Below are 20,637 nucleotides of genomic sequence, written 5' to 3' on the forward strand. Positions count from 1 at the left end.
AGCCGACGATGCAAGCGTCCACCTCCTCACCCTCGCAGCCGGGCGGCCAAAGCCTTTACGCCGCGCTCGCCGACTGGGCGCGCACCGACGGCCTCGTCTGGATCTATCTACTCAAGGCGATTGCCGCCGCGCTGCTCGCGCTCGGCGTCGCCATGAAGCTCGATCTGCCGCAGCCCCGCACGGCCATGACCACCGTGTTCATCGTGATGCAGCCGCAAAGCGGCCCCGTGTTCGCGAAGAGTTTCTACCGGATCTGCGGCACGCTCGTCGGCCTCGTCGTGATGCTCGCGCTGATCGGCCTCTTCGCGCAGCAGCCGGAACTCTTCATCGTCTCGACGGCGCTGTGGGTTGGCCTGTGCACTGCGGGCGCCGCGCGCAACCGCAACTTCCGCTCGTATGGATTCGTGCTCGCGGGCTATACGGCGGCGCTCATCGGCATTCCGGCTTCGCAGCATCCCGACGGCGCGTTCATGTCGGCCATGACGCGCGTGGGCGAAATCTCGATCGGCATTCTGTGTTCGGGCTTCGTCAGCGCCGTGGTGTTTCCGCAGTTTACGGGCGAGCTGCTGCGCTCGAGCGTGCGGCGCCGTTTCTCGTCGTTCGTCGAATACGTTTCGGCGGCGCTGGCCGGCCGTATCGACCGTTCGCACATCGAAGCGAGCAACGCACGCTTCGTCGCCGACGTCGTGGGCCTCGAGGCGAACCGCAGCATGGCCGTGTTCGAATCGCCCGACGCGCGCATGCGCTCGGGGCGCCTTGCGCGCCTGAACACCGAGTTCATGACGGTCTCCACGCGCTTTCATGCGCTGCATCAGCTGATGAACCGTCTGCGCGCGGATGGCTCATCAGCCACCGTCGATGCGCTCGAACCGTACTTCCGCGAGATCGCGCCGCTGTTCGCGAAAGCGGGCGAGCCGGTGCTCACGGCCGCCGATGCGACGCATGTCTCGAAGCAGCTCGACGACTACCGCTCGGCGCTGCCCAGGCGCGTGCGCGCCACGCGCGCCGAACTCGAAGCGCAAGGCAATGCACGCCTGCTCGACTTCGACACCGCCACGGAACTGCTCTACCGCTTCGTGCACGAGATGACCGAGTACACGGCCACCTATGCCTCGCTCGCCGTCGATACGCATTCGCGCGAAAAATGGATTGCGCGCTACGTGCCGAAGACGAACCTGATCGCGGCGGGCGTCGCGGGCCTGCGCGCCGCCATCGTGATGACGCTGCTCGGCGCGTTCTGGATCGCCACCGCGTGGCCGAGCGGCACGAACCTCGTGCTGAATGCCGCAGCGACCTGCGCGCTCGCATCGTCCTCGCCGCAGCCTTCGCGCATGGCGACGCAAATGGCGCTCGGCACCGTGCTCGCATCGCTCGTCGGCATGGTGCTCACGTTCGGCGTGTTTCCGCATATCGACGGTTTCGTCATGCTGTGCGTCGCGCTTGCGCCCGCGCTCGCGCTGGGCGTGTTCCTCACGACGCGCCCGAAGTACGCGGGCTGCGGCGTGGGCTACTGCATCTTCCTGTGCTTTCTCGCGGGACCGGACAACGTCGTGCAGTACAACCCGAGCAGCTATATGAACGATGCGCTCGCGCTCATCGCGTCGATGGCGGTCTCGGCGCTCGCGTTCGCCGTGCTCTTGCCGCCCTCCACGCCGTGGCTGCGCCGACGGCTGCTGACCGACCTGCGCGGCGGCGCCGTGCAGGCTTGCCGTGCGCGCCTGAAGGGACTGCGCAACCGCTTCGAGAGCGGCGCGCGGGACCTCATGTTCCAGCTCTCGGCAATCGCCGGCAACGACGATGCGCAGCGCCGCGACACGATGCGCTGGCTCTTCTCGACGCTCGAAGTGGGCAACGCCGCGCTCGATCTGCGCCACGAACTGGCCGCGCTGCCCGCGCATCCGCAGTACGCGCAGGCAACGGCGTGGCGCGTGACGATCGACGCGACGCTCAAGGCCGTGAGCGCGCTCTTCGATCGCCCGAGCGAAGCGCGCTACCGCGACGCGCTCGCAGCAACCGCACGCGCCATCGACGCAAGCCAGACCGTGCTGCAAGGCATGTGGAAGCCCGACGCGGCGAGCGCAGCCGAACGTGGCGACACGCCGCCTCGCGAAGAGCGCCACCAGTTGCAGCGCATCCAGAGCCATCTGCATTTCATCCGCACCGCGCTCATCGACCCGCAGTCGCCGCTCGCGGCCTATGCGGGCAGCGAGGGCGCGAATGCGAGCCAACATCGTGGAGCCAACCATGCCTCGTGACGTCGCGTTTCTCGACGCCTATATCCCGGCGATCGTGCTGCTCTTCATCCTGGGCGCGGCGATCACCTGGGTGCTCGATTCCGTTCTGGCCAGAACCGGCCTCTACCGGGTCGTGTGGCACCCCTCCCTCTTTCGCGTGAGCCTGCTCGTGGTCGTGTGCTGCGTGCTCGGTCTCGCGGTTTATCACTGAATGCGTCGCTGAATGCATCGCTGAACGAATCAACCGAATCATGACAATCCGCAACCTCATTGGCTTTATCGCGACGGCCATCATCTTCGTCGTCGCCATTCTGGTCGGGCGTGTGCTCTGGGTTCACTACATGGACGAACCGTGGACCCGCGACGGCCGCGTGCGCGCCGAAGTGGTGAACATCGCCCCCGACGTCTCGGGCGCCGTGGTCGAGCTGCCCGTGAAGGACAACCAGTTCGTGCACAAGGGCGACCTGCTCATGCAGATCGACCCATCGCACTATCAGATCGCCGTGGAGCAGGCCGAGGCCGCCGTGGCCGCGCGCAAGGCCGAGCTGACCATGCGCCAGGACGACGCGCGCCGCCGCGCCGACATGGACAGCGAAGTCGTTTCGGCGGAAAACCGCGAAAACGCCTCGCACACGGCGAACTCGGCACAGGCGCAGTATCAGCAAGCCATCGCCGCGCTCGACGCCGCCAAGCTCAACCTCGAACGCACGCGGGTAGTCTCGCCGGTGGACGGCTACATCACGAACCTGCAGGTGTTCCAGGGCGACTACGCGATCTCGGGCCAGGCCAAGCTCGCCGTGGTGGACAGCCATTCGTTCTGGGTCTACGGCTACTTCGAGGAAACCAAGCTGCCGCATGTGAAGGTGGGCAACAAGGCCGACATCAAGCTGATGAGCGGCGGCACGCTCGAGGGTCACGTGGAGAGCATCTCGCGCGGCATTTACGACCGCGACAATCCGCAAAGCCGCGAACTGCTCGCCGACGTGAACCCGACCTTCAACTGGGTGCGCCTCGCGCAGCGCGTGCCGGTGCGCATCCACATCGACAAGGTGCCGGACGACATGGTGCTCGCCGCCGGCACAACCTGCACGGTGGTCGTGAAGCCGGGGACGTGATGGCGCATGCCGGCTGCGCACGTGCCGCCAGCCGGGCTGTGCAAAAGCGCACTCGAAAGGGGAACGCCAGTCTGGCGCTCCCCTTTTTTGTTGCTATCCGCCAACAGAGTGTTAGCGCCTGCCGCACATTCATCTGACAGCGCATCGATGAGTATTGCAAAACATCGTCTTTAGCACGCTAAAGCCAATCGCGATTGATACACATCAACGGAGGTTTGTCGAATTACTCGGATTATTCCTATTTCTTCGACTCTCCCTACCGACAATCAAAGTGATCCCTCGCCTACATCGATCTCACGAAATCGGCGACACACCGCAGAAAACCCGTACCGAAGGCGCGGTACGCGCCCTCGCGCGCCGCGCTCTCGCCGGGCTAGCAAAGCGCCCCGCCCTCGCGCCGCAACGCGTGGTCGTGCTCGGCCTCGGCGACGTTCAATGGGGCGATGCCGGCGTGGGCGTTCTCGCGCTGGAGCAGTTGAAGGCAAACTGGCAATGCCCCGCCCAGGTCGAACTCGTGGAAGGCGGCACGCGCGGCCGCGCGCTCTTGCCCGTCGTCGAATCCACGCAGCGTTTGATCGTGCTCACCGCGCTCGACTTCGGGCTCGCGCCGGGCGCGCTTCGCGTGCTCACCGGCGACGCGGCGGCCGAACGCCTCTACATGCTGCGCCGTTCGAGCCGCCCCGGCATGGGTTTCGCCGACGCGCTCGCCTGCGCGCAGTTGAGCGGCCGCTCGCCGCGCGAGCTCGTGCTGATCGGGGTCCAGCCGCATGGCAGCGACTGTTACGGCGCGTCCTTGTCGAGCACGGTCCGCGCCCAACTCGATGCGACTGTCGAAACCGTGCGGGGCTGGCTGCGCCGCTGGCGCGCCGCCCCGCTGCCGCGCCTCGCACATCAAGAGATAAGCGGCTGAACGGGCGCGCCGCATGCGGCCTGCCGTAATGGCCAATCCGCGGGGGAATCTGCGTGGGAACCCACGGGAGAACCCGCGTTGCCCGCACGCATTGCACTGCACTATCCTGAAAAACTGCGCCAGATCCGGCACGCTGTGCAGGTCAACTGCGCGGGCCGCCTGCACCATCAGCACGGGAGGAAGGTAGTCATGCGTTACCGCGATTTTCACCGCGAGTCGGTCGCGATCCCCGACGACTTCTGGCGCCGCGAGGCCGAGCGCATCCATTGGGAGACGCCGTTCGACCAGGTGCTCGACCGCTCGAACCCGCCGTTCGCCCGCTGGTTCTGCGGCGGCCGCACGAACCTGTGTTTCAACGCCGTGGACCGCCACCTCTCGGCACGCGCGCACCAGAACGCGCTCGTCTACGTGTCGACCGAAACCGGCATCGAGCGCCGCTACACCTACGCCGACCTGCACGCCGAAGTGAACCGCATGGCCGCCGTGATGCGCTCGCTCGGCGTGCGGCGCGGCGAGCGCGTGCTGATCTATCTGCCGATGATTCCCGAGGCCGTGTTCGCCATGCTCGCCTGCGCGCGCCTGGGCGCGATCCACTCGGTGGTGTTCGGCGGATTCGCCGCGCCGAGCCTCGCCGCGCGCATCGACGACGCGAAGCCTGTGCTGCTCGTGACCGCCGACGCCGGCGCACGCGGCGGCAAGGTGATCGACTACACGCCGCTCGTGGACGAAGCGATGGCGCGCGCCGAATTCGCGCCGCCCAAGGTGCTGCTGATCGACCGCCAGCTCGCGCCCGAGCGGCTGAACGCGCCTTATCTCGTGGACTACGAGCCGCTGCGCGAGCAGCACTACGACGTGCAGATTCCCTGCGAATGGCTCGAATCGAACGAGCCTTCGTACATCCTCTATACCTCGGGCACCACGGGCAAACCCAAGGGCGTGCAGCGCGACGTAGGCGGCTACGCGGTGGCGCTCGCGGCGTCGATGGAATACATCTTTGAAGGACGTGCCGGCGACACCATGTTCACGGCGTCGGATATCGGCTGGGTGGTGGGTCATAGCTACATCATCTATGCGCCGCTGCTCGCGGGCATGACCACGGTGATGTACGAAGGCACGCCGGTGCGGCCCGACGGCGGCATCTGGTGGCGTCTCGTCGAGCAGCACCGCATCAACCTGATGTTTACCGCGCCCACGGCCATTCGCGTGCTCAAGAAACAGGACCCGGCGCTCCTGCACTCAGCCGATCTGTCGAGCCTGCGCACGCTCTTTCTCGCGGGCGAGCCGCTCGACGAACCCACCGCGCAATGGATCTCCGACGCGCTCGGCAAGCCCGTCGTCGACAACTACTGGCAGACCGAGACCGGCTGGCCGATGCTGGCGATCCAGCGCGGCGTCGATCCGCTGCCGCAAAAGCTCGGCTCGCCGGGCGTGCCCTGCTACGGCTACGACCTCGTGCTGCGCAACGAGCATACGGGCGAGCCCTGCGAGCAAGGCGAGAAAGGCGTGATCACGCTCGGCTACCCGTTGCCGCCCGGCTGCATGCAGACCGTGTGGGGCGACGACGCGCGCTTCGTGAAAACGTACTGGGAAAGCGTGCCCGGCCAGCAGGTGTATTCGACGTTCGATTGGGGCGTGCAGGACAGCGACGGTTACGTCACGATCCTCGGCCGCACCGACGACGTGATCAACGTGGCGGGCCATCGCCTGGGCACCCGCGAGATCGAAGAGGCGATCTCGTCGCACGCGGCGGTCGCGGAAGTGGCCGTGGTGGGCGTCAACGACGCGGTGAAGGGTCAGGCGGCGCTGGCTTTCGTCGTGCTGCGCGACGCGAATGCGGCAGCCAGTCCCGCCGACGCGGAAAAGCTCGCTGCGTCGCTCGCCGCGACGGTGGACCGCCAGCTCGGCGCGATCGGCCGTCCCGCGCGCGTGCACTTCGTGCCGATGCTGCCCAAGACGCGCTCGGGCAAGCTACTGCGCCGCGCGATCGCGGCGCTGGCCGAAGGGCGCGAGCCAGGCGACCTGCCGACCATCGAGGATGCCTCGGCGCTGCAGTCGATTCGCGAGGCGGTCAGCGGCGGATAACACTGCAGATGCGCGCGCCCGCTCAGCGCGCGAGCGGCCGGTACGCGGCGAGAAAGCGCTTGAGAATGCCTGTCGAATACGTGCCCGCGATATCGGCAAGGAAGCTCGAGAACGAGGTGCTCGCGTGCTCGTCGGCGGTATCGGAGATCGTGCGGACCACCGCGCAAGGCACGTCGTACTCGTAGCAGACCTGGGCGATCGCCGCGCCCTCCATTTCAACGGCGAGCGCATCGGGCAACTGCGCGCGCAGCGCGTCGACTGCAGCCGCGCTCGCCACGAACTGGTCGCCACTGATCACGAGCCCGCGGTGCACCTGCGGCAACGCCGTTTCGAAGCGCGGCAACGCGGCCTTGAAGCGCGCGACAAGCTCCCCGCCCTCCTCCGCGATGAAACGCTCGCACGCGGCGGCCAGCGCATCGGCCAGCGCGCGATCGGCGTCGAAGCGCGAGCGCGCAAGCAGCGGAATCTCGTGACGCGGGAACAGCGGCTCAGCGTTCATGTCGTGCTGCAGGAGCGTCTCGCCCACCACTACGTCGCCCACGTGGATATCCCGGCCCACGCCGCCTGCCACGCCCGTAAAGACGATCGCGTCCACATCGAACGCATGGATCAGCGCGCTCGCGGTGGCGGCGGCGGCCACCTTGCCGACGCGCGCGAGCGTCACCACGCAGGGCGCACCATGCACGGTGCCGAGGTGGTAGTCCCGCCGGCCAAACGTACGCGTGACGACGCCCGATTCGGCCTGCATCGCCGCAATCAGGTCGCCGAGTTCCTGGGGCAGCGCGGCGAGCACGCCGAGCGGGCGGGCGGCGGTGCCGCTCGCTTGAGTCGGGAGGTTCATCTTCGAATAGTTTCCGTCTGGGTCGTTTGAGGCTTTTCAGGCTTGAGCGCGCTCACTCCACCGGCTGCAGCTTCGCCACTGCCAGCGCAAGCCACTTCTCGCCGTGCCGCTTGAAACGCACCTGCGCCTTGGCGTCGGTGCCGCTGCCTTCGAGCGCCGTGATCGTGCCTTCGCCAAACTTCGTGTGGAACACGCCCTGGCCTACGCGAAAGCCCGTTTCGGCCGCGCGCTGCTCGTTGGCGAATGCGGGCGCCGGGCTCTTGTCGGCGATATAGGCGTCGCGCTCGCGACGGCCGCCGCCGTTGCTACTACCCTCGCCGCCGCCGGGACGCGCAAACCAGTCGCGGCCCCAGCCTGCGTTGTCGGAGCGCCCGCCCCAGCGCGCGCCCGCCTCGACCTTGGGCGTGAGCCACTTGAGCGATTCCTGCGGCAACTCGTCGAAGAAGCGCGAGCGCACGTTGTAACGCGTCTGACCGTGCAGCAAACGGCTCTGCGCGAACGAGATATACAACCTCTCCTTCGCACGCGTAATCGCCACATACATCAGGCGGCGCTCTTCTTCGAGGCCGTCCGCTTCCATCGCGCTGTTCTCGTGCGGGAACAAGCCCTCTTCGAGGCCGGTGATGAAGACCGACGTGAATTCAAGGCCTTTCGCGGCATGCACCGTCATCAGCTGCACGGCGTCCTGGCCTGCCTGTGCCTGGTTGTCGCCGGCTTCGAGCGACGCGTGCGAGAGGAAGCCCGCGAGCGGCGTCATGACGTCGGGGTTCTGCGCGGGGTCCGTGATCGTGGGTGCGTCGAGCACTTCAATCTCGCCGTCCTGCGAGACGATCTCGGGCAGCGCGCTCGCGCCCGGGCGCAGCGGAATCGAGCGCGCGGGCGTATCGAGCCCGTAGCCCGCTTCGCTCACGAACGCCGTAGCCGCGGTCACGAGTTCCTGCAAGTTCTCCAGACGATCCTGACCTTCGCGCTCGGTCTGATAGAACTCGGCGAGACCGCTCATGCGCACCGTGTATTCGACGGTTTCCGGCAGGCTCATCTGCGCGGTCTCGGCGCGCATCTTCGCGACCAGATTGGCGAACGAGCCGAGGCTCGTGCCCGCCTTGCCCGTGACGTAGGGAATGGCCGCGGCCATCGAGCAGTTGTAGAGACGTGCGGCATCCGCCAGTTGCTCGATCGAGCGCGCGCCAATGCCGCGCGTGGGGAAGTTCACCACGCGCGCGAACGCCGTGTCGTCGTTCGGATTGTCGATGAGACGCAGATACGCGAGCGCATGCTTCACTTCCTGACGCTCGAAGAAGCGCAGACCGCCATACACCTTGTACGGCACACCCGCGTTCACGAGCGTGTGCTCGATCGTGCGCGACTGCGCGTTGCTGCGGTAAAGAATGGCGATCTCGTGGCGCGCGAGCCCCTGGTTGATGAGCGCGCGAATCTCCTCGACGATCCAGCCCGCTTCCTGCGAGTCGGTCGCCGCTTCGTACACGCGCACCGGCTCGCCGTGGCCCGCGTCGGTGCGCAGGTTCTTGCCCAGACGCCGCGAGTTATGCGCGATCAGATAATTGGCCGCATCGAGAATATGGCCGTGCGAACGGTAGTTCTGCTCCAGCTTGATCATGTGCTTCACGCGGAACTCGTTCTCGAAGTCGCGCATGTTGCCCACGTTCGCGCCGCGGAACGCGTAGATCGACTGGTCGTCGTCGCCCACTGCGAAGATCGCATTGCCCGGCCCCGCGAGCAGCTTGAGCCACGCGTACTGGAGCTTGTTGGTGTCCTGGAACTCGTCCACCAGAATGTCGCGGAAGCGGCCCTGATAGTGCGCGCGCAGCGGCGCGTTGTACGCAAGCAGTTCGTAGCAGCGCAGCAGCAGTTCGGCGAAATCGACCACGCCCTCGCGCTGGCACTGCTGGTCGTAGGCTTCGTAGAGTTCGACGAACTTGCGGTTGAAGTCGTCGCTCACGTCGACGTCTTTCGGACGCAGGCCCTGCTCCTTCGCGTTGTTGATGAAATACTGCAGGTTCTTGGGCGGGTACTTCTCGTCGTCGATGTTCAGGCCCTTCATCAGACGCTTGATGGCCGAAAGCTGGTCGGCCGTATCGAGAATCTGGAAGGTCTGCGGCAGGCCGGCGTCGCGGAAATGCGCGCGCAACATGCGGTTGCACAGGCCGTGGAACGTGCCGATCCACATGCCGCGCGTGTCGATAGGCATCATCGCCTGAAGGCGGCTCATCATTTCGCGCGCGGCCTTGTTCGTGAAGGTCACGGCCAGAATGGTGGACGGCGAAGCCATGCCCTGCTGGATCAGCCACGCAATGCGCGTGATCAGGACGCGCGTCTTGCCGCTGCCGGCCCCGGCCAGAATGAGCGCCGGTTCGTTGGGCAACGTGACGGCAGCGAGTTGTTCGGGGTTCAGGTTCGCGAGCAGTTCGGGCATGGGCTGAAAAGGAGCGTGCCCCCGAGGGCGAGACCCCGGGGACGTGGCGCGCGGCAAAGGCGCGCCGTTGAATGGCAGAGCGCCATTATAAGTGCGCGCACGCGCAGCGGCTTGGGCGACCCGGACGCGGCGCAAAGCACCAGCGCCACGCCTCGCGCAGCGCCCCACCTCGGCTGGCGCGTCGGCTCCGAGAGGACTTCCCCTTATAATCGAACGTTTCCGCATCCTTTTTTCGGCAGATTCCACCCATGAGCGACAGCACGCTAGCGAAAAGCTTCGAGCCCCAGACAATCGAGGCCCAGTGGGGCCCCGAATGGGAGCGTCGAGGCTACGCCGCCGCGACCTTCGAGCCCGGCCGCAACAACTTCTCGATCCAGTTGCCGCCGCCCAACGTCACCGGCACGCTGCACATGGGGCACGCGTTCAACCAGACGATCATGGACGGCCTCGCGCGCTACCACCGCATGCTCGGCGAGAACACACTGTGGGTGCCGGGCACCGACCACGCAGGTATCGCCACGCAGATCGTGGTCGAGCGCCAGCTCGACGCGCAGAAGATCTCGCGCCACGACCTGGGCCGTGAAAAGTTCATCGAGCGCGTGTGGGAATGGAAACAGCAGTCGGGCTCGACCATCACGGGCCAGGTGCGGCGTCTGGGCGCCTCGATCGACTGGTCGCGCGAGTACTTCACGATGGACGACAAGATGTCGGCCGCCGTGCGCGACGTGTTCGTGCGCCTCTATGAACAGGGCCTGATCTACCGCGGCAAGCGCCTCGTGAACTGGGACCCGGTGCTGGGCACCGCCGTTTCGGACCTCGAGGTGGTGAGCGAAGAGGAAAACGGCAACCTGTGGCACCTGCGCTATCCGCTCACGGACGGCTCGGGCCACCTCACGGTCGCGACCACGCGCCCGGAAACCATGCTCGGCGACACGGCCGTGATGGTCCACCCGGAAGACGAGCGCTACGCGCACCTGATCGGCAAGACCGTGAAGCTGCCGCTGGCCGACCGCGAAATCCCCATCATCGCCGACGAGTACGTGGACCGCGAGTTCGGCACGGGCGTCGTGAAGGTCACGCCCGCGCACGACTTCAACGACTACCAGGTGGGCCTGCGCCATGGCCTGCCGATGATCGAGATCCTCACGCTCGACGCGAAGATCAACGACAACGCGCCTGAGAAGTATCGCGGCCTCGATCGCTTCGAGGCGCGCAAGCAGGTCGTGGCCGATTTCGAAGCACTCGGTCTGCTCGACTCGGTCCAGCCGCACAAGCTCATGGTGCCGCGCGGCGACCGCACGGGTGTGGTGATCGAGCCGATGCTTACGGACCAGTGGTTCGTCGCGATGACGAAGCCCGCGCCCGAGGGCACCTTCAACCCCGGCAAGTCGATCACCGAAACCTCGCTCGACGTAGTGCGCAGCGGCCAGATCAAGTTCGTGCCGGAAAACTGGACGACCACCTACTACCAGTGGCTCGAAAACATCCAGGACTGGTGCATCTCGCGACAGCTCTGGTGGGGCCACCAGATCCCGGCGTGGTACGGCGAGAACGGCGAAATCTTCGTTGCGAAGAACGAGGAAGAAGCGCGCGCGCAGGCCGATGCCAAGGGCTACAAGGGCGCATTGAAGCGCGACGAAGACGTGCTCGACACGTGGTTCTCGTCGGCGCTCGTACCGTTCTCGTCGCTCGGCTGGCCGCAGGAGACGCCTGAGCTGAAGGCCTTCCTGCCCTCCTCCGTGCTGGTCACGGGCTTCGACATCATCTTCTTCTGGGTGGCGCGCATGGTCATGATGACCACGCACTTCACCGGCAAGGTGCCGTTCGACACGGTGTACGTGCACGGCCTCGTGCGCGACGCCGAAGGCCAGAAGATGTCGAAGAGCAAGGGCAACACGCTCGATCCGATCGATATCGTCGATGGTATCGACCTCGAAGCGCTGGTCGCCAAGCGCACCACCGGCCTCATGAACCCGAAGCAAGCCGCGACCATCGAAAAGAAGACGCGCAAGGAATTCCCGGAAGGCATCCCGGCTTTCGGCACCGACGCGCTGCGCTTCACGATGGCTTCCATGGCCACGCTCGGCCGCAACGTGAACTTCGACCTCGCGCGCTGCGAAGGCTATCGCAACTTCTGCAACAAGCTCTGGAACGCCACGCGCTTCGTGCTGATGAACTGCGAAGGCCACGACTGCGGTTTCAGCAAGCCGGGCGCATGCCAGCCGGGCGATTGCGGCCCCGGCGGCTACACGGACTTCTCGCAGGCCGACCGCTGGATCGTCTCGCTCCTGCAACGCGTGGAAGCCGAAGTCGCGAAGGGCTTCGCCGACTATCGCTTCGACAACGTGGCCAACGCCATATACAAGTTCGTCTGGGACGAATACTGTGACTGGTATCTGGAACTGGCGAAGGTGCAGATCCAGACGGGTACGCCCGAGCAGCAGCGCGCCACGCGCCGCACGCTGCTGCGCGTGCTGGAAACGGTGTTGCGCCTCGCGCACCCGGTGATTCCGTTCATCACCGAAGCGCTGTGGCAAAAAGTGGCGCCGCTTACCGACGCGTATCCGGAAGGTGCCGCTGAAGGTGCCGCATCGATCATGGTGCAGCGCTACCCGGTGGCGGAAGCGAAGAAGATCGACGAAGCCGCGGAACAGTGGGCCGCCGACCTGAAGGCCGTGATCGACGCGTGCCGCAACCTGCGTGGCGAGATGGGCCTCTCGCCCGCCACCAAGGTGCCGCTGCTCGCCACGGGCAACGCCGAACGCCTCGCGACGTTCGCGCCCTACGCGCAGGCGCTTGCGAGGCTTTCGGAGGTCCAGATCATCGCCGACGAAGCGGCGCTCGATGCAGCCTCGGCAGGCGCGCCAGTTGCTATCGTAGGGACGGACAAGCTGGTGCTGAAGGTGGAAATCGATGTCGCCGCCGAACGCGAACGCCTGTCGAAGGAAATCGCCCGACTCACCAATGAGGTGACGAAGTGCAAAGCCAAGCTAGGAAATGACAGTTTTGTAGCAAAAGCACCGCCGGCAGTCGTTGAGCAGGAGCAGAAAAGACTGGCAGAATACCAGGCAACGCTGGACAAACTGACCGCGCAACTCGCGCGGTTGCCGGCCTGAGCGCCTATCGGCCAAAGGCTGTAACGCGTGACGCCGCACCCGCGGCGTCACACGAGCACCAGGACAGGGACTAAAGACATGCTGAAAGTGACAAAAGCGGTATTCCCGGTAGCCGGCCTAGGCACGCGCTTCCTTCCGGCCACGAAAGCCAGCCCGAAGGAAATGCTGCCCGTGGTCGACAAACCGCTCATTCAATACGCGGTCGAAGAAGCAGTGGCTGCGGGCATCACGGAAATGATCTTCGTGACCGGGCGCAGCAAGCGCGCGATCGAGGACCATTTCGACAAGTCGTACGAGATCGAGGCCGAACTCGAAGCACGCGGCAAGGCCAAGCTGCTCGAACTGGTTCGCAACATCAAGCCGAACAACGTCGACTGCTTCTACGTGCGTCAGCCCGAGGCGCTCGGCCTTGGCCACGCCGTGCTGTGCGCGGAAAAGCTCGTGGGTGACAACCCGTTCGCCGTGATTCTCGCGGACGACTTGCTCTACGGCACGCCGCCCGTCATGCAGCAGATGGTCGAGGTGTTCGACCACTACCATAGCTCGGTGCTCGGCGTGGAAGAGATCCCGCCCTCGGAAACGCGCTCGTACGGTATCGTCGACGGCAAAGAGTGGGAAGACTCGATCGTCAAGCTCTCGGGCATCGTCGAGAAGCCGGCGCCCGAAGTCGCACCGTCGAACCTCGGCGTGGTCGGCCGCTACGTGCTCAAGCCGCGCATTTTCGAGCACCTGAAGTCGATCAAGCCGGGTGCGGGCGGCGAGCTGCAGCTCACCGACGCGATCCAGTCGCTGCTCGCCGACGAGCAAGTGCTCGCGTACAAGTACCACGGCACGCGCTTCGACTGCGGCAGCAAGCTCGGCTACCTGAAGGCGACCGTGGAATTCGCGCTGCGCCACCCGGAAGTCGGCGCCGATTTCGACGAGTATCTGCGTACGCGCAAGCCGGTGCTGGAAGGTTAAAGCTTCCCTGCTTCGCAAATAAAAATGGCCCGCATTCTCATGCGGGCCATTTTTTTATCTGCCGATGCGTTTAGCGCCGGCGCATCAGGAACACGAACGTCTTGTCCTGCTGTGAGCTTTCCACGATCTCGTTGCCGGTTTGTTTCGCGAACGCGGCGAAATCGCGCTGCGAGCCGGGATCGGTCGCGAGGACCTTGAGAATCTGGCCGCTTTCCATGTCGGCGAGCGCCTTCTTGGCGCGCAGGATCGGCAGCGGGCAGTTCAGCCCGCGCGCATCCACTTCCTTGTGAACCTGAACTTGCATCGGGGTTGGATCCTTCGGTGGCGCACCGTCGCGGCGTGAGACGGCGCTGGCAATAGCGTCGATTTTACCGCAGCTACGCCAGCCGCCGCTTGGCCTCCGATCACGGCACCGCCTACAGCGTGACCGCCGCCCCCGTATGCAGCGATTCACGCAGCGCCTGGCCGATGCGGGTGGCCTCCAGCGCGTCTTCAAGCGTCGCGCCAAGGCTCCCCTCCTGCGCTGCACCCGCCTTGCGCGCCGCGACCTCGGCGACGAACGCCTGTGCCTCGATCAGGAACGCCTCTTCGAAGCGGTCGAAGAACGTGGGCGTACATTCGCTGCGCACGCCCGTCGCGTCATAGACATCGACGCGATTCGCGCGCGGGATGCGCCCGATCGCCAGCGCCCCCGCCGTACCGATCACCTCGCTCGACGTGTCGTTGCCGTGCGCCATCGTGCGCGAGGCGTAGAACATCGCGAGACGCCCGCCCTCGAACTCGCAGATCGCCACGCCGTTGTCCACGTCGCCGGAATCGCGCAGTCCCTCGTGCAGCGCGATCGCGCCCGCGGCATAGACACGCGTGGCGCGCGGCTTGCCGAGCAGCCAGCGCGCGACGTCGATGTCGTGCACGGTGCAGTCGAGGAAAATGCCGCCCGAGGTGGGCGCGAAGCGCACGAAAAATCCTTCGGGATCGTTGAGATCGCAGGTCTGCGAGCGCACGAGAAACGGCTTGCCGATCGTGCCCGCCTGCACTTTTGCGTAGGCATCCTGATAACTCGGATCGAAGCGGCGCATGAAGCCGATGGTCACCTGCCGGTCGGGATGACGACGCGATACGTTCACCACTCGCTCGCATTCGGCCACGTCGAGCGAGAGCGGCTTCTCGCAGAACACGTGCTTGCCCGCTTCAAGCGCCTGCACGATCTGCTCGGCGTGCAAGGCCGATGGCGTGACGAGCCACACCGCATCGACCGATTGATCCGCCAGCAGGTCGGCGTACTCGCCATACAGGCGCGCAGCGGGAAGTGCCTCGCGCGCCCACGCGAGATCCGCTTCAAGCGGACTGCACGCTGCCGCGAGCGTCGCCCCCGGCACGCGATACGCCAGGTTCTGCGCATGCCGCCGCCCCAACCTCCCAAGTCCCGCCACGCCCACGCGCAACGGCTGCGCACGATCGATTGCCTGCATTCCTCGTCTCCTCGCTTGATCCGGTTCAGTCGCCCAGTTTCACCACGCGCCCTTCGCGCCACGACAGCGAAGCGGCTTCGGCCAACTCCAGCGCCTTCAGGCCATCGGCAACCGACGTGCGTACCGGCACGCCCTGCGTGACGGCCTCGTGGAAGTGCGCCATTTCGCGCGCATAAGCCGCGCGATAGCGCTCGAGAAAGAACGCCTCGGGCACGTCCTGCGCCACGGCGGTCTTAGACCACGCCACCACCTCGGTCGGCTTCATGTTGCCGGCCTGCAGCATGCCCTCGCTGCCTAGCACCTCGAAGCGCTGGTCATAGCCGTAAGCCGCCCGCCGCGCCGTGTTGATCTGGCAAAGGCGACCGCGCTTCGTGCGGATCGTCACCGCCGTCGAATCGATGTCGCCCGCATCGGCAATCGCCGGGTCGGACAGGCAACTGCCCGTCGCGTGCACGCTCAGCGCTTCGTCGTCGAGAATCCAGCGGAAAATGTCGAAGTCGTGAATCAGCATGTCCTTGAAGATGCCGCCCGAGTGCTTGATGTACTCCACCGGCGGCGCGCCCGGATCGCGGCTCGTCACGATCAGCATTTCCGGCGAGCCGATCTCGCCCGCGTCGAGGCGCGTCTTGAGCGCGGCGAACGTGGGATCGTAGCGGCGCTGGAAACCGATCATGGCCACGACGCCCGCGCGCTGAACCGCTTCGGCGCAGGCACGTGCGCGCTCGATGGTCAGATCGACGGGTTTTTCGCAGAAAATATGCTTGCCGGCCGCCGCCGACTTGAGGATCAGTTCGGAGTGCGTATCGGTGCTCGAACAGATCACCGTGGCGCCGATCGATGCGTCGCCGAACGCGGTGTCAACGTCCACGACCTGGGCGCCGTGCTGTGCCGCGAGCGCGGCGGCGGCTTCGCGGTTCACATCGATCACGTACTTCAGACGCACGCCCGGCTGGCGCGCGAGATTGCCCGCATGAATGCGGCCGATGCGCCCCGCGCCGAATACCGCCACATCCAATGTTTTCGCTGCGCCGCTTGCTGCACTAGTCATCGTATCCTCCGGTGTCCGTCGATTCTTCCACGTTGAGTTCGAGCCGGTACGCAAGCGCAATGAAGAGCGCCTGGCACAGGCAGAAGGTGCTGGTCAGCGAGCGGAACGCGAACGCGCTCCCCTCCTTCACATAGAGTTGCGCGTTCGCGTGGCGCGCGAGCGGCGAGAGCTGGCTGTCGGTGATGACGAGCGTCTTGGCGTGATGCTGCTGCGCCACGCGCAGGCAGTACTGCGTCTCCTTGCCGTACGGCGCGAAGCTGATGGCGATCACCACGTCGCCCTTCTTCACGCCGCGGATCTGCTCGTGATACATGCCGCCGAGGCCCGAGACGAGGTGCACGCGCTTGCGCGTGTGCTGCAAGGCATAGACGATATAGCTCGCCACCGGAAACGAGCGGCGCACACCGATCACGTAGATGTTGTCCGCCTGCTCGAGCATCTTCACAGCCTCGTCGAACTGCGCGCCGTCGAGCCCGGCTTCGAGTTCGTCCAGCCCGCTGCGGCACGCGCCGATGAATTCGCGCGCCACCGCGCCACCCATGTCGGGGCTCTCCTCGCCTTCCTTGGCGTCGATCAGCTGGCGAATGCGCTGCTGATAGCTCGTGGCCGACGCACCCTGCCCCGCGTATGCCTGGCGGAATACGGCCTGCAGGTCGGAGAAGCCCGAGAAGCCGAAGCGCTGAGCAAAGCGCACCACCGCCGAAGGATGCACGCCGCAACTCGCGGCGATGTCGCTCGTGCGGTCCATCATCACGCTCGCGCGGTGCTGCTCGATGTAGGTCGCGATGCTTTTCAGCTGACGCGGCAACGCCTCGTAATCCTGCGCGACGCGCTGCATCAATTCGTCTACGCCCGCTACGGCGTCGGTTGTGTCATCCGCCATGATTGTTTTCCTTCGCTAATTGCCGCACTGCCGCAAAGCCTTACCAGGCCTCGATTGCACGGCATGCCGACGGAGCCGAGTATAGGCCGCGTGTCACACGAATGGAACAGATTTTCCATTTTTATTTGCAATGAAATTTTCGTTGCAAGTCGCGAGGCGATGTCCTAATCTTGTCGATGAGCGCGGCAGTTGGTGCATGCAACAAGCGGCGATCAAAAGCGCGGCTGCGACGCTCACCCCAAGAACGAACGACAGACCGAGAAAGGTGGAGACAATGACTCAACGCAAGGGCAAGACCATGCTCCGAAGGTTGGCCGCAGTGCTCGCGCTGGCAGCGGGACTGACAGGTGCGAGCGTGCTGACTGCGCAAACGGCACAAGCCGCCGATGCGCATTTCGTGCTGATCAGCCACGCGCCCGATTCCGACTCGTGGTGGAACACGATCAAGAACGCCATCAAGCAGGCCGACGAAGACTGGAACGTCGAGACCGACTACCGCAATCCGCCCAACGGCGACATCGCCGACATGTCGCGCCTGATCGAACAGGCCGCCGCGCGCAACTACGACGGCGTGATCGTCACCATTGCCGACTACGACGTGCTGAAAAGCTCCATCGGCAAGGTCACGGAAAAGAAGATCCCGCTCGTCACGATCAACTCGGGCACCGAGGAACAGAGCGCGAAGCTCGGCGCAATCATGCACGTGGGCCAGCCTGAATATGTCGCGGGCAAGGCCGCTGGCGAAAAAGCGAAAGCCGCGGGCGTGAAGTCCTTCCTTTGCGTGAATCACTTCGCGACCAATGCCGTGTCGTTCGAACGCTGCCGCGGCTTTGCCGATGCGCTCGGCGTGGACTACAAGTCCTCGACGATCGACTCCGGCCAGGACCCGACGGAAATCCAGTCGAAGGTCAGCGCCTATCTGCGCAACCATCCGAACACGGGCGCGATCCTCACGCTCGGCCCGGTGCCGGCGGCGGCCACGCTCAAGGCGGTCGAGCAGATGGGTCTTGCTGGCAAGATCTACTTCTGCACGTTCGACTTTTCGGATGACATTGCCAAGGCGATCCGCGCCGGCACCATCCAGTTCGCGATCGACCAGCAGCCGTACCTGCAAGGCTATATCCCGGTGGCTGTGCTCGCGATCGTGAAGAAGGAGCACACCACGGACCCGCAGAAGATTCGCCAGATCCTCGAAGCGAATCCGAAGTTCAAGCAGCGCCTGGAAACCTATGGCCTGCAACCCTCGTACGGTCCGAAGAATATCCGCTCGGGTCCGGGCTTCATCACCAAGGAGAATCTCGACAAGGTCGTGAAGTACGCAGGTCAGTACCGCTAAGCATTTTTCGTCAGCCACGCGCGGCGGCGGCTAGCATCTTCCGATGCCCATCGCCTCTCGCCAGCCTCGCCGCGCGCCATTCACCGTGTTGCTTCTACTGCAAGGCCGTTGCTTGCAGGGAATGCGCTCGGGCATTTGAGCCAATGCAGGTGCGAATGCGCCTCTCACGGCCGATATAGGAGACATCATGGGTGTAGCCGGCAAACACTTCCCCTCGCACGCTCCGGAGAGCGGCGCGCAAGACGCGCCCACGCCGCAGCCTGGCGCCAGCGATGAACGCGTGCGCCGCGAATCGTGGTTCGGCCATCTGCTCGGCCGTCCCGAATTCGCCGCGATTTCCGGCACCGTGCTGGTCTTCGCCGTCTTTGCGATCGGCGCGGGCGGCTCGGGCATGTTCGATCTCGACGGCGTGATGAACTGGTCCCAGGTCGCCGCTTACCTCGGCATCCTGAGCGTCGGCGCATGTCTGCTCATGATCGCCGGCGAGTTCGACCTCTCCATCGGCTCGATGATCGGCTTTGCCGGCATGATGGTGGCGATCCCCACGATGTACTTTCACTGGCCCATCGCGCTTTCGATTCTGTTCGCGTTCGTGGGCTGCACCGCGCTCGGCGCGCTCAACGGCTACCTCGTGATGCGCACTCGGCTGCCGTCGTTCATCGTCACGCTGGCGTTTCTGTTCATCCTGCGCGGCCTGACGCTCGCGCTCTCGATCATGTTCGCCGACCGCACCATCGTCTCGGGCGTGGGCGATGTGGCCAAGGCCGACTTCGTGACGAACCTGCTCTTTCACGGCACGGCGTTCAAAGGCCTGTTCGTGGGTCTCGCGCATATCGGCATCGGCAAGATGCTCGACAACGGCCAGCCGCTCGTACCTGGCGTGCCCAAGGTGATTCTCTGGTGGTTCGCGCTCGTCGCCATCGGCGCCTTCACGCTCGCCAAGACGCGCTACGGCAACTGGATTCTCGCCGTGGGCGGCGACTCCAACGCTGCAAAGAACGTAGGCGTGCCCGTGAAGCGCGTAAAGATCTCGCTCTTCATGCTCACCGCGTTCTGCTCGTGCCTCTTTGCCGTGCTGCAAGTGTGCGACATCGGTTCGGCCGCTGCCGACCGCGGTCTTCAGAAGGAGTTCGAAGCCATCATTGCCGCGGTGATCGGCGGCACGCTGCTCACGGGCGGTTATGGCTCGGTGATTGGTGCGGCATTCGGTGCGCTCATCTTCGGCGTCGTGCAGATCGGCATCACTTACACGAACATCGATTCGGACTGGTTCCGCGTGTTCCTTGGCGTGATGCTGCTCATTGCCGTGCTCTTCAATCACTATGTGCGCCGCCGCGTCGCGCAATCGTAAGCCGGAGACTCAAATGTCCGATACCACCAACACCGCACAAAACACCGCGACCGGCGACACGATTCTCGCGCTCGAGAACGTCAGCAAGTACTTCGGCAAGGTCATTGCGCTCAATGGCGTCACGCTGCGCTTGAAGCGCGGCGAGGTGCACTGCCTGCTCGGCGACAACGGCGCGGGCAAATCCACGCTCATCAAGACGCTCGCCGGCGTGCACCAGCCCACTTCCGGCCAGTATTTCGTGGACGGCAAGCCCGTCGCGTTCGATTCGCCGAAAGACGCGCTCGATCTCGGCATCGCCACCGTCTATCAGGATCTCGCGCTCGTGCCGCTGCTCTCGGTTGCGCGCAACTTCTTCATGGGCCGCGAACCGCAAAAGAAGCTGTTCGGCTTCATCAACGTGATGGATCTCGATGCGAGCGCAACGATCGCGAAGGATCGTCTCGCGGGAATGGGCATCAACGTGCGCGATCCGCATCAGGCCATCGGCACGATGTCGGGCGGCGAGAAGCAGTGCCTCGCCATCGCACGCGCCATTCACTTCGGCGCACGTGTGCTGATTCTCGACGAACCGACCGCCGCGCTCGGCGTGAAGCAGAGCTTCAATGTGCTCAAGCTGATTCATGCGGCGCGTGCCAAGGGCATTTCGGTGATCTTCATCACCCACAACGTGCACCACGCCTACCCAATCGGCGACTCGTTCACGCTGCTCAATCGCGGCAAGTCGCTCGGCACCTATACGAAGGACACGATCAGCAAGAACGAAGTGCTCGACATGATGGCGGGCGGCGCGGAAATGCAGAAGATGATCGCCGAGCTCGACGGCGCGACCATTTGAACTCGGCGCATCGCAAAGAA

General features: G+C 65.1%; 16 protein-coding genes. 10 read left to right on the forward strand and 6 right to left on the reverse strand.

Features of this window, described 5'->3' with window-relative positions; translation table 11 throughout:
* Positions 1-8: 8 nt before the first annotated feature.
* The 5 genes from VSR72_RS14040 (at position 9) to VSR72_RS14060 (ending at position 6,341) form a co-directional block, all read left to right on the forward strand.
* A complete protein-coding gene (locus VSR72_RS14040) occupies positions 9-2,255 on the forward strand; it encodes an FUSC family protein (protein ID WP_342952929.1) in 2,247 nt (748 codons plus the stop codon).
* The gene (locus tag VSR72_RS14045) at positions 2,245-2,445 is read left to right on the forward strand and encodes a DUF1656 domain-containing protein (protein WP_028208049.1); all 201 of its coding nucleotides are present in this window, start codon (positions 2,245-2,247) and stop codon (positions 2,443-2,445) included. The genes VSR72_RS14040 and VSR72_RS14045 overlap by 11 nt, the downstream gene beginning before the upstream one ends.
* Before the next feature lie 40 nt (positions 2,446-2,485).
* Positions 2,486-3,349, forward strand: a complete 864-nt coding sequence (locus tag VSR72_RS14050; RefSeq protein WP_028208048.1) for an HlyD family secretion protein — start codon at positions 2,486-2,488, stop codon at positions 3,347-3,349.
* A 271-nt stretch (positions 3,350-3,620) separates the two neighbouring features.
* Positions 3,621-4,259 (forward strand): hydrogenase maturation protease, encoded by a 639-nt coding sequence (locus VSR72_RS14055; protein WP_342952930.1) that lies wholly within the window; start codon positions 3,621-3,623, stop codon positions 4,257-4,259.
* Between the two features lie 189 nt (positions 4,260-4,448).
* A complete protein-coding gene (locus VSR72_RS14060) occupies positions 4,449-6,341 on the forward strand; it encodes a propionate--CoA ligase (protein ID WP_342952931.1) in 1,893 nt (630 codons plus the stop codon).
* A 22-nt stretch (positions 6,342-6,363) separates the two neighbouring features.
* Here VSR72_RS14060 and VSR72_RS14065 read toward each other — a convergent pair whose 3' ends face one another.
* Both VSR72_RS14065 and VSR72_RS14070 read right to left on the reverse strand, forming a co-directional pair.
* Positions 6,364-7,182, reverse strand: a complete 819-nt coding sequence (locus tag VSR72_RS14065) for a 5'-methylthioadenosine/adenosylhomocysteine nucleosidase (protein ID WP_342952932.1) — start codon at positions 7,180-7,182, stop codon at positions 6,364-6,366.
* Positions 7,183-7,234: 52 nt separating this feature from the next.
* Positions 7,235-9,616: a UvrD-helicase domain-containing protein gene (locus tag VSR72_RS14070; protein WP_342952933.1), complete on the reverse strand. Its 2,382-nt coding sequence runs from the start codon at positions 9,614-9,616 to the stop codon at positions 7,235-7,237.
* A gap of 248 nt (positions 9,617-9,864) precedes the next feature.
* Here VSR72_RS14070 and VSR72_RS14075 point away from each other — a divergent pair, with 248 nt between their 5' ends.
* The gene (locus tag VSR72_RS14075; protein WP_342952934.1) at positions 9,865-12,732 is read left to right on the forward strand and encodes a valine--tRNA ligase; all 2,868 of its coding nucleotides are present in this window, start codon (positions 9,865-9,867) and stop codon (positions 12,730-12,732) included.
* Positions 12,733-12,810: 78 nt separating this feature from the next.
* On the forward strand, positions 12,811-13,692 hold the full coding sequence (gene galU / locus VSR72_RS14080) for a UTP--glucose-1-phosphate uridylyltransferase GalU (protein ID WP_028208043.1): 882 nt from the start codon (positions 12,811-12,813) through the stop codon (positions 13,690-13,692).
* Positions 13,693-13,762: 70 nt separating this feature from the next.
* Here galU and VSR72_RS14085 read toward each other — a convergent pair whose 3' ends face one another.
* The 4 genes from VSR72_RS14085 to VSR72_RS14100 all read right to left on the reverse strand — a co-directional run bounded on the left by VSR72_RS14085 (position 13,763) and on the right by VSR72_RS14100 (position 17,095).
* Positions 13,763-13,996, reverse strand: coding sequence for a sulfurtransferase TusA family protein (locus VSR72_RS14085; RefSeq protein WP_233881129.1), 234 nt, complete (start codon positions 13,994-13,996; stop codon positions 13,763-13,765).
* 112 nt (positions 13,997-14,108) lie between these two features.
* Entirely contained in the window at positions 14,109-15,164 is a 1,056-nt protein-coding gene (locus VSR72_RS14090; protein ID WP_342952935.1) for a Gfo/Idh/MocA family oxidoreductase, read from the reverse strand.
* 25 nt (positions 15,165-15,189) lie between these two features.
* The gene (gene iolG / locus VSR72_RS14095) at positions 15,190-16,212 is read right to left on the reverse strand and encodes an inositol 2-dehydrogenase (protein WP_342952936.1); all 1,023 of its coding nucleotides are present in this window, start codon (positions 16,210-16,212) and stop codon (positions 15,190-15,192) included.
* The gene (locus VSR72_RS14100) at positions 16,205-17,095 is read right to left on the reverse strand and encodes a MurR/RpiR family transcriptional regulator (protein WP_342952937.1); all 891 of its coding nucleotides are present in this window, start codon (positions 17,093-17,095) and stop codon (positions 16,205-16,207) included. Before VSR72_RS14100 ends, iolG begins: the two co-directional genes overlap by 8 nt.
* Positions 17,096-17,369: 274 nt before the next feature.
* Here VSR72_RS14100 and VSR72_RS14105 point away from each other — a divergent pair, with 274 nt between their 5' ends.
* The 3 genes from VSR72_RS14105 to VSR72_RS14115 all read left to right on the forward strand — a co-directional run bounded on the left by VSR72_RS14105 (position 17,370) and on the right by VSR72_RS14115 (position 20,617).
* The gene (locus VSR72_RS14105) at positions 17,370-18,431 is read left to right on the forward strand and encodes a sugar ABC transporter substrate-binding protein (protein ID WP_342952938.1); all 1,062 of its coding nucleotides are present in this window, start codon (positions 17,370-17,372) and stop codon (positions 18,429-18,431) included.
* 187 nt (positions 18,432-18,618) lie between these two features.
* Positions 18,619-19,782 carry an ABC transporter permease gene (locus VSR72_RS14110; protein WP_342952939.1) on the forward strand — a complete coding sequence of 388 codons (1,164 nt, stop codon included), beginning with the start codon at positions 18,619-18,621 and terminating at the stop codon, positions 19,780-19,782.
* A gap of 13 nt (positions 19,783-19,795) precedes the next feature.
* The gene (locus VSR72_RS14115; RefSeq protein ID WP_342952940.1) at positions 19,796-20,617 is read left to right on the forward strand and encodes an ATP-binding cassette domain-containing protein; all 822 of its coding nucleotides are present in this window, start codon (positions 19,796-19,798) and stop codon (positions 20,615-20,617) included.
* The last annotated feature ends 20 nt before the right edge of the window (positions 20,618-20,637 follow it).

The organism is Paraburkholderia sp. JHI869, assembly GCF_038900775.1.
In the GTDB taxonomy this organism is placed as follows: Bacteria; Pseudomonadota; Gammaproteobacteria; order Burkholderiales; family Burkholderiaceae; genus Paraburkholderia.

Bases quoted from the DNA above. Each gene is read 5' to 3' on its own strand.
- VSR72_RS14045 (WP_028208049.1), top strand. From the start codon at position 2,245: ATGCCTCGTGACGTCGCGTTTCTCGACGCCTATATCCCGGCGATCGTG.
- VSR72_RS14065 (WP_342952932.1), bottom strand. From the start codon at position 7,182: ATGAACCTCCCGACTCAAGCGAGCGGCACCGCCGCCCGCCCGCTCGGC.
- VSR72_RS14040 (WP_342952929.1), top strand. From the start codon at position 9: ATGCAAGCGTCCACCTCCTCACCCTCGCAGCCGGGCGGCCAAAGCCTT.
- VSR72_RS14090 (WP_342952935.1), bottom strand. From the start codon at position 15,164: ATGCAGGCAATCGATCGTGCGCAGCCGTTGCGCGTGGGCGTGGCGGGA.
- VSR72_RS14115 (WP_342952940.1), top strand. From the start codon at position 19,796: ATGTCCGATACCACCAACACCGCACAAAACACCGCGACCGGCGACACG.
- VSR72_RS14050 (WP_028208048.1), top strand. From the start codon at position 2,486: ATGACAATCCGCAACCTCATTGGCTTTATCGCGACGGCCATCATCTTC.
- iolG (WP_342952936.1), bottom strand. From the start codon at position 16,212: ATGACTAGTGCAGCAAGCGGCGCAGCGAAAACATTGGATGTGGCGGTA.
- VSR72_RS14075 (WP_342952934.1), top strand. From the start codon at position 9,865: ATGAGCGACAGCACGCTAGCGAAAAGCTTCGAGCCCCAGACAATCGAG.
- galU (WP_028208043.1), top strand. From the start codon at position 12,811: ATGCTGAAAGTGACAAAAGCGGTATTCCCGGTAGCCGGCCTAGGCACG.
- VSR72_RS14085 (WP_233881129.1), bottom strand. From the start codon at position 13,996: ATGCAAGTTCAGGTTCACAAGGAAGTGGATGCGCGCGGGCTGAACTGC.
- VSR72_RS14105 (WP_342952938.1), top strand. From the start codon at position 17,370: ATGACTCAACGCAAGGGCAAGACCATGCTCCGAAGGTTGGCCGCAGTG.
- VSR72_RS14100 (WP_342952937.1), bottom strand. From the start codon at position 17,095: ATGGCGGATGACACAACCGACGCCGTAGCGGGCGTAGACGAATTGATG.
- VSR72_RS14110 (WP_342952939.1), top strand. From the start codon at position 18,619: ATGGGTGTAGCCGGCAAACACTTCCCCTCGCACGCTCCGGAGAGCGGC.
- VSR72_RS14070 (WP_342952933.1), bottom strand. From the start codon at position 9,616: ATGCCCGAACTGCTCGCGAACCTGAACCCCGAACAACTCGCTGCCGTC.
- VSR72_RS14060 (WP_342952931.1), top strand. From the start codon at position 4,449: ATGCGTTACCGCGATTTTCACCGCGAGTCGGTCGCGATCCCCGACGAC.